This is a genomic window from Bdellovibrio sp. 22V, from assembly GCF_030169785.1.
GTDB lineage: Bacteria > Bdellovibrionota > Bdellovibrionia > Bdellovibrionales > Bdellovibrionaceae > Bdellovibrio.
Genome location: NZ_CP125854.1, coordinates 519,520 through 534,047, shown reverse-complemented (window position 1 = coordinate 534,047; position 14,528 = coordinate 519,520). Strand labels below are relative to the sequence as shown.

Genomic DNA, 14,528 nt, shown 5'->3' with positions numbered 1-14,528 from the left:
AAAAAAAAAAAAAAAAAAACCCACGCCGGGGAATGTGCATACGGAGCTGGATGTCGAGTTGCGCGCCTTGCGCGACTTGATGAGCGAAGACGTGACAAGTGTATGGGTGGATGACGTTGAGATTCACAAGAAAGTTGTGAAGTTCGTTTCGCAATTCATGCCCAAGTACAAACAAAATATCGTGCTTTACGAAGAGAAAAAACCTCTTTTCGATCTTTATGACATCGACATTGAAATTTCTCGTTCGATGGAAAGAAAGATTTGGTTGAAGTCCGGCGGTTACATCGTCATTGACGAAGCGGAAGCGCTGGTTGTGATCGACGTCAATACAGGTAAGTTCGTTGGTAAAAAAGATTTGGAAGACACCATCTTAAAAACCAATCTGGAAGCGGTTCGTGAGACAGCTCATCAGCTGCGCATTCGTAATTGCGGCGGGATCATCATTATCGACTTTATCGATATGGAAAAAGAATCTCATCGCGAAAAGGTTCTTGAAGCTTTGGCGGAAGAGCTGCAAAAAGACCGCGCACGAACGAACATCGCTTCGATGTCCCAGTTGGGTCTTGTCGAAATGACTCGTAAACGTATTCGCCCAAGTCTTATTAAAACTCTGTGCGAACCATGCTCTTATTGTGACGGCAAAGGCTACATCAAACGCAAGTCCACAGTCGCGAATGAAATCTTCCGCGAACTTGAGCGCGATGCAGACATGCTCACGAATAAAAAAACCAATGTCGTGATTCATTGTCACAGCGAAGTCGTCGACTGGATTTATGAAGTGGAAGGCGAAAGCCTTGAGAGCATCGAGAAGAAACTCGGTCGCTCTGTCGCATTTAAGATCGAACCAAACTATCACTTAGAACAGTACGAGATTTTCTTTGTATAAGGTGCTCTAAGAGCACCTTGACTACGAACGCTTGCGCTTTTTGTCTTCTTCGAACTTTTCTCTTAAAGATTTTTCCGTCAGGAAAAGCTGCTCTTCAAGAATCAATTCGAAAAGCTTTTCCGCACTGATTTTATAAAGCTTCGCCAGTTTTCTAATTGTTGGAACAGGCGGAAGCGAAAGCCCGCGCTCCCAGTTGCTGATGAACTGAGGTGTATTGTATTCGAAAAATGAAGCGACATCTTTTTGCGAAAGGTTCTGTGCTTCACGGCTCTTCTTAAGGAAATCTCCACATTTATTCATATACTTCTCCGTAAATAAAATGAAAGAGGGCCCTTCATTAGGGCAAAAAAATATTTCATTTAGGGAGTAATTTGAGTCGTAAACGGAAGTAACGAGCCGGAATGTTTTTGATCAAATTGCTCTTTGGCGGGCACACTATCCATTTTTTTTAACAGAATCAAGTGCGTGTTTAATCGAAATTTATTACTTAATGTAGATTACATGCGGCAAAATCATCTCTGATTTATTTACTAACTGTGAAGATAACACCCCATCAATGTCCAGGATTGTCACCGACTTCGATCCAGTAAAAAGTCACTGAGCGATCTAAATCCTTAAGAAGAAAAAACAAGTTTCCGATCACCCTAGCATGCGAACTGCGATTCTCTTTTTATTTAGCTTTATCTTTCCCCTCATCGCTTCGGCGGATCTTTCTATGTCGTGCTCTCAGCAATTGGGAAAATGCGATAAGTTACCGCAATCTCTGCAGCTTGCGGTGGACATGTGTAAGATGCATCAGAATACGATGGGGTGTGCGGATCTTGCGAAGAGTGATCCTGAAACCGCAAAGCATATTGCTTCGTGCGACGCCAAGTCGCTTTGTGATCAGGCGGCTAACAAATCATTGGATCAATTAAAAGGATGTTTTGCCGGAACCAAAGAAATTGCGGTTGAATTTTGGGATGCAATTGCCTCAGTGCCGGATCTTGCCGGAAAAGCCGCAGATAATTTAAAGAAATGCTGGAGAAGCGAAGAATGTCGTTCCAACGCCATCGACACGTCTTTGAAAAATGCCCAAAATGCGATGCTCATGTCCAACCCGATCTTTGCGACGATCGCCTACGCGCACATGCGCATGACCGGAAAGATCTCTGACAGCGATACAAAGAAGATGCTAGAGGTGACGAAAAATCTTCTGCAAAAAGGAAAAGACTATCTGGCAAAACAAGGCGTGAAGCTGGCGTGTTACGATGCGAAGACTCAGGCCGAAATGATTTGTTATGGCGTATTCTCTGTCGTCAACCCGGCCGGGGCGGCAGGCCTTTTGGCAAAAACTCCTAAGCTTGCGAAGTTAGTGAAGGTAGCGACAACAGCCGGAAAAGAAACCAAGGTGGCGAATGGTGCCGTGGATTTGGCAAGAGCCGCAAAACTCACAAATGCACAACGTGTGAGCGAAGCTGAAAAACTTTTGGGCCGAGGCCTTTCCGAGGAACAGAAAAAAGCGTTAATCAAAGCGCATGAAGTCGGCATGGATACGGGCCGCGGTTATGGAACTTATTCTCCAACGGACCTGAAGCAGAAGGCGGATATATTAAGGACCGCCGGTTTCAACGAGGCCGAGCGTGACACGCTTATGCGCCGGGGAATCGCCGGGCAGATGAGCAATACTCAAACAGCGCGGGCGGCTTCTAATAAGATGAGATTGGAAGCAGATAAGCTGCGTGTTTCGGGAGATGTGAAGGGCGCTGTCAGTTCGTATAGAAACTCTGCCGACTCTTATGAGGTCTATATAAAAGATCCTAAGGTGCAAAAATCCGAGCGTGACTATTTGGTGGGAGCCAGCTTGAATGCTCATGCCGAACGCTACGAAAAGGCGGCTGAGTATTTTTTGAGCAGCAAACAGGCTATCACTCGTTCCGATGAAAAAGCGCAGGTCATTTTTGAGACCTTGAATCGTGAAAAGGACGAGCTGCGTGTCATCGCGGCTAAAAATCGCAACAACCCAGGGGTTCAGAAGGCTTACGAAGACCATCGCAAGATGATCGAAGCCATCGTCAACAATCCGAACCTAAAAATGGGCGACAGCTGGAAGCGCGAACTTTTAAAGCCTTAATTTTTTCTAAGCCTCTGAAATAAGGGGCTTTTATGGAAACCCTGGACCTTCTCGCTTTTTGCCAAAATGATTTGCTTTTGAAAGTCCTTCCGTTTACTCTCTCTTTCTCCCTAAAAAGCTGAAAAAAAGAGCACGATTAGGTTGACAAAGCCTGGTGCAAGGTGGCATTTACCATTGGCTTAATTCGGGTAGCTGGAGGTATTTCATGTACGCGATTATTCGTACAGGCGGTAAGCAATATAAAGTTCAAGCTGGTGATGTTCTTCAAGTTGATAAGCTTGAGCAAAAGCTTGGTGCAGAGTTTGATATCAACGAAATCTTGATGGTTGGTGGTGAGTCCACTCATGTTGGTCAACCTCTTGTTAAAGGCGCTAAGGTAACTGTTGTTGTTACAAAGCAAGCTAAGACAAGAAAACAAATCGTTTTCAAAAAGAAGCGTCGTCAAGGTTACAGAAAGTTCGCAACTCACAAGCAAGAGTTCACAGAGCTTTTTGTTAAAGCAATCACTTCTCCAGATGGAAAAGTGGCTAAGACAGATTCTTCTGCAAATGTAGTAGACGTTGCAGCAGTTCGTGCAGAAAAAGCACAAGGTCGCGTAGCAGCTCGTAAAGAGCGTGCAGCGAACAAAGGAACTGCAGAAGTTGTAGAAAAAGCAGCTAAAAAAGTAGCGAAAAAGAAAGTTGCAAAAAAAGCAGCAAAGAAAACTGCTAAAAAAGCGACTAAAGCTGGCGCGAAGAAAAAAGTTGCTAAGAAGACTTCAAAGAAAGCATAACTTTTTAATTCCCTTAAGAGAGGTTAGTCATGGCAAGTAAAAAAGCCGGTGGTAGTACAAAGAACGGTCGTGATTCACAGAGTAAACGCTTAGGTGTAAAACGCTTCGGTGGTGAAAAAGTTCTTCCTGGAACAATCATTGTTCGTCAACGTGGAACAAAATTCCACTTGGGCAACAACGTAAAAATGGGTCGTGACTACACGATCTACTCTGTTATCGAAGGTCTTGTTAAGTTTGAACGTTTCTCTAAAGAGCGTTTCAAAGTCAGTGTTTATCCAAAAGCTGTTTAATCTTTTAGATTAGTCAGTTCGATAAGCACCAAGACATTTTTTCAATAGATTAAAAAAGGAGCCACCTCATGGCTCCTTTTTTAGTATACACGGTGCTGCAATGAAATTTATCGATGAAGTCAAAATTACTTTAGCCTCTGGTCGTGGCGGTCCCGGTTGCGTGAGCTACCGCCGTGAATCTCTTATGCCTCGTGGTGGACCAGATGGTGGTGACGGTGGTAAAGGCGGCGACGTTATTATCCGCACGTCTAAACATATCAACTCTCTCGTCGATATAAGACCTAACAAACGTTACGCCGCTCAAAACGGACATATGGGTATGGGGCGCCAGAAGGCAGGGCCTAACGGGGAAGATCTTGTATTGATCGTTCCTCAAGGAACTGTACTTCGTACTCTTGAGGGCGAAATCATCGTTGATATGACCGGCATTGAAGAACACGTTCTGCTTAAAGGCGGACGTGGCGGTAAAGGCAATGAATTCTTCAAAACTTCAGTAAACCAGGCTCCAGACTATGCTCAACCTGGTGAAGAAGGCGAAGAGATCGAAGTGAAGCTTGAGCTGAAACTCATCGCGGACGTCGGTATCATCGGCTTCCCGAACGCGGGTAAATCTACTTTGATCTCGCGTATCTCTGCAGCGAAACCAAAAATTGCTGACTATCCGTTTACGACGCTAACACCAAATCTCGGTGTGGTGAAGGCGGGTGATTACACGTCTTTTGTTGTCGCTGACATTCCAGGATTGGTGAAGGGTGCGCACGAAGGCGTTGGACTCGGAATTCAATTCTTAAAACACATTGAACGTACACGTCTTTTCATTCACTTGGTGGATGCTTCGGGAATGTCAGGCCGTGATCCGCTTCAAGATTTTGAAGACATTAACTATGAACTCAAAATGTACGATGAAAAGAACAAGGACAAAGAGGGCTTTTTCCCTCTTGCCACGCGTCCTCAGTTTGTCGTGCTCAACAAAATCGACACTTTGGGTGAAACGCAGTTATTGAAACTAAAAAATAAATTTAAAGAAGTCTCGGGCTCAGAGCCATATGCGATTTCTGCCGTTACGGGTAAGAACATCAAAGAATTTATCCAAGAGCTCGCTCGTCAGATTTTAAAAGAGGAAGAAGAATAATGAAAATTGGAATTTTTGGCGGAAGCTTTAATCCTCCTCATATGGGCCACATCAACGCCATTCAAACAGTGGCGAAAAAAGCGGGTCTTGGCAAAGTCCATATCATCCCTGCGGCTCAAAATCCTTTGAAGACGCCGGTTGAAGGCCCGACGCCTGAGCAGCGCTTGGAACTGACTCGTTTGGCATTCGGCCAATACGGTGACACTTACTTTGTTGACGATCAAGAGATCAAACGCGGTGGCATGAGCTACACAATCGATACAGTGATGAATCTTCGTAAAACATACGAAGCTGCGGATCTTTATCTTGTTGTCGGTGCAGATAAGTTTGAAGAGCTTTCTCAATGGAAAGACTATCAGAAGCTTTTGACGGAAGCGAATTTGATCGTCACGACTCGTCCTGGTTATGAAACACCGGAATCTTTGGATGAGATGCCAGGTTACTTGAAGCCGATGGTTTCTGATTTCGACTTTAACTTCATCGAGTTGAACACAGGCAGAAACATTCAGTTCATCACTTTGCGTGATATCGAGATTTCTGCCAGCGAAGTTCGTAAGTGGTTGCGCACAGGAAAGCCGGTTGAAAAATATCTTCCGTTGGCTGTTGAATCCTACATCAAAGAAAACAAGCTTTACAGAAACTTGGGCGACCGCATCGGTGACTTCAAAAAATTCACTGAGTTCTGTGCTGATGTTTTGTTCGCGAAAAAAGGTATCAACGTTCGTGGTTTCGACCTTACAGGCGTAGCTTCTTCCAGCGAATACACTTTGATTGCCTCGGGTACGTCGACTCGTCACGCGGCTGCGATGGCTGAAAACGTCGTGATGGCCGTAAAAGAAGAGTACAACGTTCATCCACAAAGCGTCGAAGGTATGGACGAAGGACGCTGGGTTCTTGTCGACTACGGCTCTTTGATCGTGCACGTGTTCTACGATTTCGTTCGTCAGGAATACAGCCTTGAAAACCTTTGGAGAGAAGGCAAGGACATGGGTCTTAAAGATCCTTATGTTGGAAAACCAGAGGCAAAAGCCTAATGAAATTCGTTTTGTACAATCTCGCGACGGCAAAGGAAGCTTGGGCTGACGAAGCCAGCGAGTTGTACAAAAAGAAAATCTCTTTCTTTGTTCCCTTCGAAATTCAAACGCTCAAAGCCAAGAAGTCTGCGCGTGAAGATGCGGACTTCAAGCGCAATGAAGAGTCCGAACTCCTTCTTAAAAATATCAATAGCGATGACTATGTAGTCCTCTTTGATGAAAGAGGCTCCACCTTTGATTCCATTCAGTTCTCGAAAAAAATAGAAAACATTTTGGGAAGTTCCAAGAAGCGCGCGATCTTTATTATCGGCGGCGCATTCGGAGTGAATGAAGAGGTCCGCAAAAGAGCTGACCTCAAAGTGGCGTTGTCGCCGATGGTGATGAACCATTTAATGGCTCAGGCAATGAGTCTAGAGCAGATCTATCGCGCTTTCACCATCATCAAAAAAATTCCGTATCACAATATTTAGTTCTCAAGCCAAGGCGGATAGTTGCCTAGTTCTTTTTCAGGGCTGCGCTTGAGTTCAAGCAAACGATCCCACTCGTCGCTGAAGAAAGCTTTCTGCTCATAAATCGCCTCATCCGTCGTCATCTCATGCGGATGATAGCAATCCATCATTGGATCAAATGTGTGCGCAGAACAAATAGAGTATTGAAGAACCGCTTTGCTGCCGCCGATAAGATCGTTCCACTCTGTGATTTTTAAAGGACGCTTGGGCTCTACAGCCGGATCGAACACATAAGCTTCGTTGCCGACGCGGTATGTGACGGCCACATGGTACCACCACTGAACATCGCCTGTCGGGGAGTTCGATGTTTTCGCATACAGATTTCCGAAGACAAAAAGTTTTTTCGGAGCAGGGAAATGATGATCTACGAGCTCCACTTTCGCCATCTCAGCACGTGCGTAACAGCCGTCATCGGGATAAAGCCAAGTCATGCGACGCGGAAAATGGGGGTCCTGAGATTTCATGAAGCGTGTGTCGCGGATGTATTTAAACTCGTTCTCTAGGTCAGCATAAGAACCTACATCCGGAATGTCGTTAAGATTTAGATTCTTCAAAGGCTTTTTCGCACGCTCCGCGGGAACGGAACGGGATTCTCTGTCGAGAGGAAACTGAACCTGGAAAGTGTTCAAGAAAAGGTGGCGGTGCAAAGCTTGATCATAGCTTTCATGCGCGTGACGAACAGCAGACACGCCCTTTGTTGATGCAAAACCGGTCAGTGAAAATCCCAAAGCTAGAATGAATGCGAATAATTTCATGGTCCCCTCTTAAGCCACTTCTAGGACGCCACTTAGAGAGAGTCAAAGAAATTGCAGGGGGCCATTGGGATGAATCTTTTTTGTGATTTCTTAAAATTTTACGGCTCTTGCTGTCTTCATTGCGGATCTTTACAGGTTCATTTCGGATACCTTTGCAAACCCTGCGCAAAGCAACTCGCAAGGTTCCGCGAATGCGTCTTTACCCCGTCACATCCGCTCAAAGTGCGATCTCTCTATCGGTGGCATCCGGGGGAAAGCGATCTCCTTTCCACTCTGATTCTGAACCTCAAAGGGCCTGGCACCAAATCCGGCTGGAATTATTACGCGAATCAGTTCATGGCGTTTATGTTAGAAACACTGCCAACAAATAAACACATCCGCATTGTGCCAGCGCCCGCACGGCGCGCGAACATGGAAGACCATGCCTACAATTGGGGGGAGGCATTGGCTCATTTGCTTGGTGCTGAATTTATGCCGTGCCTACGCAAATCCACCTCCGTCCATCAAAGGGGAGCCGCTCGCGGAGAGCGAGCTTTGCTTGAGATGGAGCTTCTTGAAAAATATTCAGACCTGTCTACAGACTCGACAGAGATCCTCTGGGTTTTCGTCGATGATATCCTTACAACAGGGGCTACAGCGCGGGCGGCCCACAAGGCTCTTGGGAGTCCTTCTCACTTTGAAGTTTGGGTCTTTGCACGAAGGAGCCTCTCTTGCGGAGCGTCCAAGGATCTGCTATAAAGCCGGAATGTCTAAAAGATTCAGTATCTTGTTTTTTATCACGTCTTTCATCGCCCTGTTTGCGATGGCCGCTACAAACGGAGCTCTACAAAAAGTTTCAAGCAAGTATCGCGCGGCGAAACTTGTGGAGATGAATGTGGATAAGACGGTGAAGTCAGAACTTCTCGGAAAAGAAACAAAACACTCCGGAAAGATTTATTTGGCGAGCGGAAAGTTCCGTTGGGAAAACACGACGCCAGAAAAATCATTGCTGGTGTTTGACGGCTCGACCATTTGGAGTGAGCAAACTCCGCCAAAAGAATTCGGCGGTCCTGTGCAAGTTGCCAAAGGCCAGGTAGATAAAAAAACGCGCTCGCATATTTTGATTTCTTCGTTGATGGGCGCCAATCTTGAAAAGAATTTTAAAATTAAAAAAGAAACTAAAGATGGTGACCTGGTGAAGCTGGATGTGACTCCGCTTTATGAGGATCTCACGGTGAAGTCTCTGCAAGTGGTTTTGGATACAAAATCCAACACGATGAAAGAGATCAACTACACGGATGACATTGGCAATCTAACGACTCTCAGTTTTTCCAATGTCGAGTTTAAGAAAAAAGAAAAGAAAAGTTTGTTCAAATATCAACCTCCCAAAGGTGCACAGGTGACGGATCTATGAAACAAGAGACAGCGGCAAATAACAAAGTTCATTTTATCTCTCTAGGTTGTCCTAAGAATCTTGTCGACAGTGAGATCATGGCCGGCACGTTGATGAAAGACGGCTACCAAGTCGTAGGCGAGGCGGATCAGGCGGACACAGTCATCGTGAACACGTGTGGCTTCATTGAAGATTCAAAGAAAGAATCTATTCAGCGCATTCTTGAAATGGGTGAGTTGAAGCAAGAAGGTAAAATCAAAAAAGTCGTCGTGGCGGGTTGTCTTACTCAACGTTACAAAGACGAACTTGTTGAGGGTCTTCCAGAGGCCGATCTTTTTGTTGGTTCTGGAGAGTTCCAAAACATCGCGAAGATTCTTAAAAAATCCAATGATGGCGACAAACAAAAAACATTCTTCAACCTTCCGACTTATTTGCAGGAAGATGAAACTCCGCGCGTGAACTCTCAACCGGGCCACCGTGCTTATTTAAAAATCTCTGAAGGTTGCATGAAGCGTTGTGCGTTCTGTGCGATTCCTTTGATCCGTGGAAATCTTCAATCTCGTTCGATTGATGCGATTGTTGCGGAAGCGAGACTTTTGGTTGCTGGCGGCGTTAAAGAGCTTATCATCATCAGCCATGATTTCACGGACTACGGTTGGGACATCCGTCGTAAAGATCCAACTCGTAAAGAAAGCCCTGTGGAACTTCTGAAAGCCTTGGATCAAGTTGAAGGTCTGCAATGGATTCGTTTGATGTACTTGTATCCAGATGGAATCACTCCAGAGATGGTTCAAGTAATTAAGAACAGCAAAAAGATCGTAAAGTATTTCGACATGCCTTTGCAGCACATCAACGATCAGGTTCTTAAGAGCATGAACCGCAAGATGACTCGTGACGAGATCGAGACAGCTTTGATGAATATTCGCGAACATATTCCTGAGGCTGTGATCCGCACGCAATTCATCGTGGGTTTCCCAGGCGAAACGCAAGAGCAGTTTGAAGAGCTTTTGAATTTCATCGCGGATCAACAATTCGACCGTGTAGGTTGTTTCAAATACTCACCTGAAGAAAACACTCCAGGCGGCCGTATGGACAACCAAGTTGATGAAGAGACAAAACAATATCGTCACGACGCCGTGATGGAAATTCAACAAAACATCTCTCGTGAAAAGCACAGAGACTTCATTGGTAAAACGATTGAAGTGATCGTCGAAGGCTTCAGTGAAGAAACTGATTTGTTGTTGCAAGGCCGTTTCTGGGGTCAAGCTCCAGACATCGACGGTGTCGTCTTGATCAACGATGGTGAAGCGCAAGTGGGTGACATGGTTAAAGTTCACATCACCCAAAGCATGGAATACGATCTTCTTGGTGAGATCGTTGTCGAGAACTAGAACGTACAGTTCTCTGAAGCGTTTTCGAACTTATCGACCCATTGTTTATTTTTAGCATTTCTTAAAACTGTGGTGGCTCTGCGAAAGGCCACCGCATTTTTTTTGTCGTACTTGCAGGCGTTCTTGTAAGCCAAAAGTGATAACTCGTATTTACGAATCTCAAAAGACGTCGTCGCTAATCCCAACCAGGAGCGCGCCGCTTGCGGATCTGCTTCCGTTCCCACTTTAAATACCTTCATCGCGTCTACATAGCTTTTTTGTTCTTCAAGCAAGCGACCATACTGGTATTGGGCGAGCTCCGACTTCGGGAAGTCCTTGGACGCTTTCTTCAAAGTTTTCATCGCGGTATCGTCCTCACCAATCGCTTTGTAAGCGACGCCGAGATAAACATAGGGATCTGCGACTTTAGGATCTTTTTGAATCGCTTCCTTGCATGATTGGATCGCGGGTTCATAAGTGCCGTCTTGAGTGTTGATCTCACACATTTTACGCAGATACTGCGGGCGAGCTCCAATATTCTGAATCATGTCTTGATACAAGATGCGTAGCTCATAAAGGTTCGGAGGATCTCTTTTTTCATAGAGCTGCACAAGACCTTCATATGCGGGTTCGTACTTCGCATTTAGCTCAATGGATTTTTTGTAGCTTTCCATGGCGTCTTTGCTTTTCTTTTGCAAGACATACGCATTTCCCATCAGGCTATAGGCTTCAAAATCTTTTTCGTCTTTCCCGATAAGAACATTCAGAGCGCGGATCATCTCTGTTGGTTCTTTGCGCTGTTCATGAGCCTTGGCTAACAAAAGCAAACCTTTGCGGTCGATTTTGTCGACATGTTTCCACAAAAGCAGAGTGACCTTTTCGTATTCGCCTTTTTTAAAGAGTTCGTCCGCCAACTGCACAATCAGTCCTGCGTTTTGTGGACCTTTCCGAATTTCTTTTTTCAGTCTTTCAATTTTTTGGTCGGCCGTTTCTTCCGCAGGAATTTCCGCGACAACAGGAGCTGGTGTCACAGCAGGAAGAGCCGACGCTGACGGCGTTTGTGTGGGTGTCGCGGGCTTCGCTGCCGGAGTGGCGGCGGGTTTTACCTCTTCTTCGAAGAGCGAAAACTCATCCTTCGCCTGTCCGGAAGTCTGGGCCTCTGCCGTGCCGGTGTTTAATAATGAGACAAAAGACAAGAACAGAATAAATAAGAAGCGATTGAAATTCAGTCCATTCATCATATGTTGTAGTATGACCTAAATGCTCTTTCGAGTGAAGAAATCTCAATTTACAGCTAGACTCCGGGACAATAAGGGCCAGGCCTTGATTGAATATGTCCTAATGCTGGTGATTACCGTATCGCTCGTGCTGGCTTTGATTTCGCAAATCTTCACTCCGATGCAAACGTTTTTAAAATCTTACATGGGCGATTACGTGCAGTGCCTTCTTGAGATGGGTGAACTGCCTACTTTGGGGGGCGAGGATACAGCAGTCGCTGATGAAGGCTGTAATGCCCGGTTTGCCGCAGCCACGGTGGGTAATGGAAGACCACCAATCAACAACAGCAATACTAATACGACTCCGCCTCAAACCAATCCACCTCCGCCCGCAAACTCGTCATCTTCTTCTTCGAGTTCTTACGGGGGTTCCAGTGGCACTTATGCCGGTTCCGCGTCTCGCGGTGGCAGCCGCTATTTTAGAAACAACCGTCGCCCGTCTTCCGGTGTAGAAACGGGGAATGGCCGCGCTGGAAAAACCATTGAAATCGCTTTAGAGGGCGGGGGGAGTGGTGATTTCTTTAAAGGCAGTAACGGAGCTACCTATGTAGGTGCACGCAGAAAGATCACGTCTGTGGCCATTACCGGTCTTACGGAGGCCGAGAAGAAGAAGTTAGAAAAGAAAGCCGAAGGTACGGCAAAGATTCTTAATGCGGGCGAGGGTTTTGCGCCGCCACCAAAGAAAATGACGGTGAAAAAACCGGAGCCTAAAACAGTTATCGAAGAAGAAGCTCCGATGACCATTGGAAATTTTATACGTTATCTTTTCATTGCCGCGATCGTTATCGCCTTAGTGATTTTCATTGGCGGTCAAGCTCTGCAAATGTCGAAGAGTTTTGAGAAATAATCTGCGTCGCGTTTAGAAATTCTTCATAGAAATTCTTAAGTTGTCTGTTATCGCTTTAATTTCTTGAAAGCCAAAGATCTTTAATGGATACACCGTTCATCAGAAATGCGGGATGGGGGACTTCCATTTGGAAAATGTGGTTGAAATCAATCGCAATAAGACTTTTACGTTACAGGACGCGCGCCGTCTTCTTCCCATCATTTACCGCATGACTGAGGAATCAAGCCGCGAGGTAAAAACTCATTTAAACCGCATTGAAGCTTTCTCGGATAAATCACATCCATCCGTGGCTATTATCGAAGCGGAAATCAATGCCATCATTGACCGTTGGCAGAGCAAGATCGAAAAGTTGGGAGCTCAACCTAAGGGCCTATGGATGGCCGATTTTGACAACGGGGATGGCTACTATTGCTGGAAATATCCTGAGGTTGAAATTAATCACTGGCATGGCTACCAAGACGGCTTTTCTGGGCGTATATTGATTGAATGAGAATCGCCTTAGCCCAAATCAATCCGACGTTAGCAGACTTTGAATCCAACAAAGAAAAAATTTTAGATTTCGTCCACCAGGCGCAACAACGCAAGTGTGATCTTGTCGTGTTTCCTGAGTGTTCTCTTTTTGGCTATCATCCCTTCGATCTTCTTGAACGCGCCAAGATCGTCGCCAAGCAGGAAGCCGTCTGCAAGGAATTGATTCGCAAACTACCGAAAGGGATCGGCGTTATCTTCGGACTCATAACTAAGAATCCCGCAAAAAAAGGCCGCCCGTATTTTAACAGTGCCATGTTTGTCGCCAAAGGGCAAAAGCCGCGCTTCTTCCACAAGCAGCTTCTGCCTACGGGTGACGTTTTTGATGAGGCTCGCTTTATTGAACAAGGCGATCTCTCTAAAAATTATTTTGCGTGGAAGGGAAAAAAGTTTTTCCTGACAATCTGTGAAGACATCTGGGCATGGCCGGATAAAAAAGGTCATTCTCCTTATATTGAAAATCCTCTGCAAAAAGTAAAAAAGCAAAAAGTGGATATGGTCATCAATCTTAGCGCTTCTCCGTACTTTGTTGGGAAAATGAAGCAAAGAGAATACGTTGTTAGCCAAACCGCAGCCGCTTTTAAAGCGCCGATGATGTACGTCAACCTTGTGGGCGCTCAAGACGAAATCATTTTCGATGGCGGAAGTTTCGTCGTTGATAAAAAAGGCAAGAAAGTTCTGACGTGCCAGCAGTTCGAAGAAGATATCAACGTTATTGATCTCGATACATTGGAAGCATGGAACGAAAATCCCAAACTCGAAGCGACAGAAGAGCTTCGTCGCGCGTTGGTTCTGGGTATCCGCGATTTCTGCGCAAAAACAGGTCTAAAGAAAATTCATTTGGGGTTGAGTGGTGGCATCGATTCTGCGGTGGTGGCCGCTCTGGCAGTCGATGCTCTCGGTCCCAACAACGTCGTCACTATCGGATTGCCGGGGCCGTTTAATGCTCCTGAGAGTTTATCTTTAGCAAAAGATCTTGCAGGAAATCTGGGAGTGGAATTCAAAGTCGTTGAAATTGGCTCCATGTATGAAGAGGTTGTAAATTCTCTTGAAAAAGGTTTGGGTCTTTCAGGGTTCAGTCTGGTGAATGAGAATTTGCAAGCGCGTTTGCGTGGAATTACTTTGATGGCCTATTCCAATAAGGAAAACAGCCTTCTTCTTACAACCAGTAATAAAAGTGAATACGCTGCTGGTTACTCGACACTGTATGGAGACATGTGTGGTGGTTTGGCTCCGCTCGGCGATCTTACAAAAGAGCAAGTCTACGCTTTAGCACGTTTTTATAACAAACAAGGCGAAGTCATTCCCAGCCAGATTATTGACCGTGCACCATCAGCAGAACTTCGCCCGAATCAAAAAGATCAAGACACATTACCGCCTTATGAGGACCTGGATAAGTCTGTGGAAAATCTTGTTGCGCAGTCTGGAGCTGCAAGGACGACAGCAGACAAATGGTTGCTTCCGGTTTTGTTAAGAACCGAGTTCAAGCGTTGGCAAGCGCCGCCGATTTTGAAAGTGTCTTCACACTCTTTCGGACGCGGACGCAGATATCCGATTGCTCACAAAGCAAAAGAATAACATTTGTTAATGAGGCAGACGTTACCGTATTGAAGGCATCAAAATACAAGACTTAAGTTATTGCT

The 14,528-nt window shown here is 45.5% G+C and carries 16 protein-coding genes and 1 pseudogene; 14 read left to right on the top strand and 3 right to left on the bottom strand.

All coding sequences use genetic code 11. The annotated features are described in order from the left end of the window. Positions 1–13 precede the first annotated feature (13 nt). Positions 14–574 (top strand): annotated as a pseudogene (locus QJS83_RS17445) (ribonuclease E/G); the annotation flags it as partial. Next, complete coding sequence (locus tag QJS83_RS17440; protein WP_350159276.1) at positions 548–886, top strand: ribonuclease E/G family protein; 339 nt, start codon at positions 548–550, stop codon at positions 884–886. The pseudogene QJS83_RS17445 and the gene QJS83_RS17440, both read left to right, overlap by 27 nt. Positions 887–907: 21 nt before the next feature. On the opposite strand, the gene QJS83_RS02695 is transcribed toward QJS83_RS17440, so the two are convergent. Continuing rightward, positions 908–1,186, bottom strand: a complete 279-nt coding sequence (locus tag QJS83_RS02695; protein WP_284607525.1) for a helix-turn-helix domain-containing protein — start codon at positions 1,184–1,186, stop codon at positions 908–910. Positions 1,187–1,535: 349 nt separating this feature from the next. Between QJS83_RS02695 and QJS83_RS02690 the strand changes: the two genes are divergently transcribed. The 6 genes from QJS83_RS02690 to QJS83_RS02665 all read left to right on the top strand — a co-directional run bounded on the left by QJS83_RS02690 (position 1,536) and on the right by QJS83_RS02665 (position 6,697). Continuing rightward, complete coding sequence (locus tag QJS83_RS02690) at positions 1,536–2,999, top strand: hypothetical protein (protein ID WP_284607524.1); 1,464 nt, start codon at positions 1,536–1,538, stop codon at positions 2,997–2,999. Positions 3,000–3,204: 205 nt separating this feature from the next. Further along, positions 3,205–3,771 (top strand): 50S ribosomal protein L21, encoded by a 567-nt coding sequence (gene rplU, locus QJS83_RS02685; protein WP_284607523.1) that lies wholly within the window; start codon positions 3,205–3,207, stop codon positions 3,769–3,771. Between the two features lie 29 nt (positions 3,772–3,800). Further along, positions 3,801–4,061: a 50S ribosomal protein L27 gene (gene rpmA / locus QJS83_RS02680; RefSeq protein WP_284607521.1), complete on the top strand. Its 261-nt coding sequence runs from the start codon at positions 3,801–3,803 to the stop codon at positions 4,059–4,061. A 100-nt stretch (positions 4,062–4,161) separates the two neighbouring features. Beyond that, on the top strand, positions 4,162–5,193 hold the full coding sequence (gene obgE, locus QJS83_RS02675; RefSeq protein ID WP_284607520.1) for a GTPase ObgE: 1,032 nt from the start codon (positions 4,162–4,164) through the stop codon (positions 5,191–5,193). After that, a complete protein-coding gene (gene nadD, locus QJS83_RS02670) occupies positions 5,193–6,227 on the top strand; it encodes a nicotinate (nicotinamide) nucleotide adenylyltransferase (RefSeq protein ID WP_284607518.1) in 1,035 nt (344 codons plus the stop codon). The genes obgE and nadD overlap by 1 nt, the downstream gene beginning before the upstream one ends. Continuing rightward, complete coding sequence (locus QJS83_RS02665; protein ID WP_284607517.1) at positions 6,227–6,697, top strand: 23S rRNA (pseudouridine(1915)-N(3))-methyltransferase RlmH; 471 nt, start codon at positions 6,227–6,229, stop codon at positions 6,695–6,697. Before nadD ends, QJS83_RS02665 begins: the two co-directional genes overlap by 1 nt. Here QJS83_RS02665 and QJS83_RS02660 read toward each other — a convergent pair. Then, positions 6,694–7,491 (bottom strand): protein-glutamine glutaminase family protein, encoded by a 798-nt coding sequence (locus tag QJS83_RS02660; protein WP_284607515.1) that lies wholly within the window; start codon positions 7,489–7,491, stop codon positions 6,694–6,696. The two genes, QJS83_RS02665 and QJS83_RS02660, sit on opposite strands and share 4 nt — an antisense overlap. Before the next feature lie 222 nt (positions 7,492–7,713). Here QJS83_RS02660 and QJS83_RS02655 point away from each other — a divergent pair, with 222 nt between their 5' ends. Genes QJS83_RS02655 through rimO form a run of 3 tightly spaced genes read left to right on the top strand, consistent with a single transcriptional unit; the run spans position 7,714 to position 10,254 of the window. Next, positions 7,714–8,229 carry a hypothetical protein gene (locus QJS83_RS02655; protein WP_284607513.1) on the top strand — a complete coding sequence of 172 codons (516 nt, stop codon included), beginning with the start codon at positions 7,714–7,716 and terminating at the stop codon, positions 8,227–8,229. 7 nt (positions 8,230–8,236) lie between these two features. Further along, the gene (locus QJS83_RS02650) at positions 8,237–8,884 is read left to right on the top strand and encodes a LolA family protein (RefSeq protein WP_284607511.1); all 648 of its coding nucleotides are present in this window, start codon (positions 8,237–8,239) and stop codon (positions 8,882–8,884) included. Beyond that, complete coding sequence (rimO, locus tag QJS83_RS02645) at positions 8,881–10,254, top strand: 30S ribosomal protein S12 methylthiotransferase RimO (protein WP_284607509.1); 1,374 nt, start codon at positions 8,881–8,883, stop codon at positions 10,252–10,254. The genes QJS83_RS02650 and rimO overlap by 4 nt, the downstream gene beginning before the upstream one ends. Here rimO and QJS83_RS02640 read toward each other — a convergent pair. Continuing rightward, entirely contained in the window at positions 10,251–11,474 is a 1,224-nt protein-coding gene (locus QJS83_RS02640) for a tetratricopeptide repeat protein (protein WP_284607507.1), read from the bottom strand. The genes rimO and QJS83_RS02640 overlap by 4 nt on opposite strands. A 100-nt stretch (positions 11,475–11,574) precedes the next feature. On the opposite strand from QJS83_RS02640, the gene QJS83_RS02635 reads away from it, so the two are divergent. From QJS83_RS02635 to QJS83_RS02625, 3 genes are all read left to right on the top strand, one after another. Then, positions 11,575–12,357, top strand: coding sequence for a hypothetical protein (locus tag QJS83_RS02635; RefSeq protein WP_284607506.1), 783 nt, complete (start codon positions 11,575–11,577; stop codon positions 12,355–12,357). Positions 12,358–12,469: 112 nt separating this feature from the next. Further along, positions 12,470–12,847, top strand: coding sequence for a DUF2203 domain-containing protein (locus QJS83_RS02630; RefSeq protein ID WP_284607504.1), 378 nt, complete (start codon positions 12,470–12,472; stop codon positions 12,845–12,847). Continuing rightward, entirely contained in the window at positions 12,844–14,463 is a 1,620-nt protein-coding gene (locus tag QJS83_RS02625) for an NAD+ synthase (RefSeq protein WP_284607502.1), read from the top strand. The genes QJS83_RS02630 and QJS83_RS02625 overlap by 4 nt, the downstream gene beginning before the upstream one ends. The last annotated feature ends 65 nt before the right edge of the window (positions 14,464–14,528 follow it).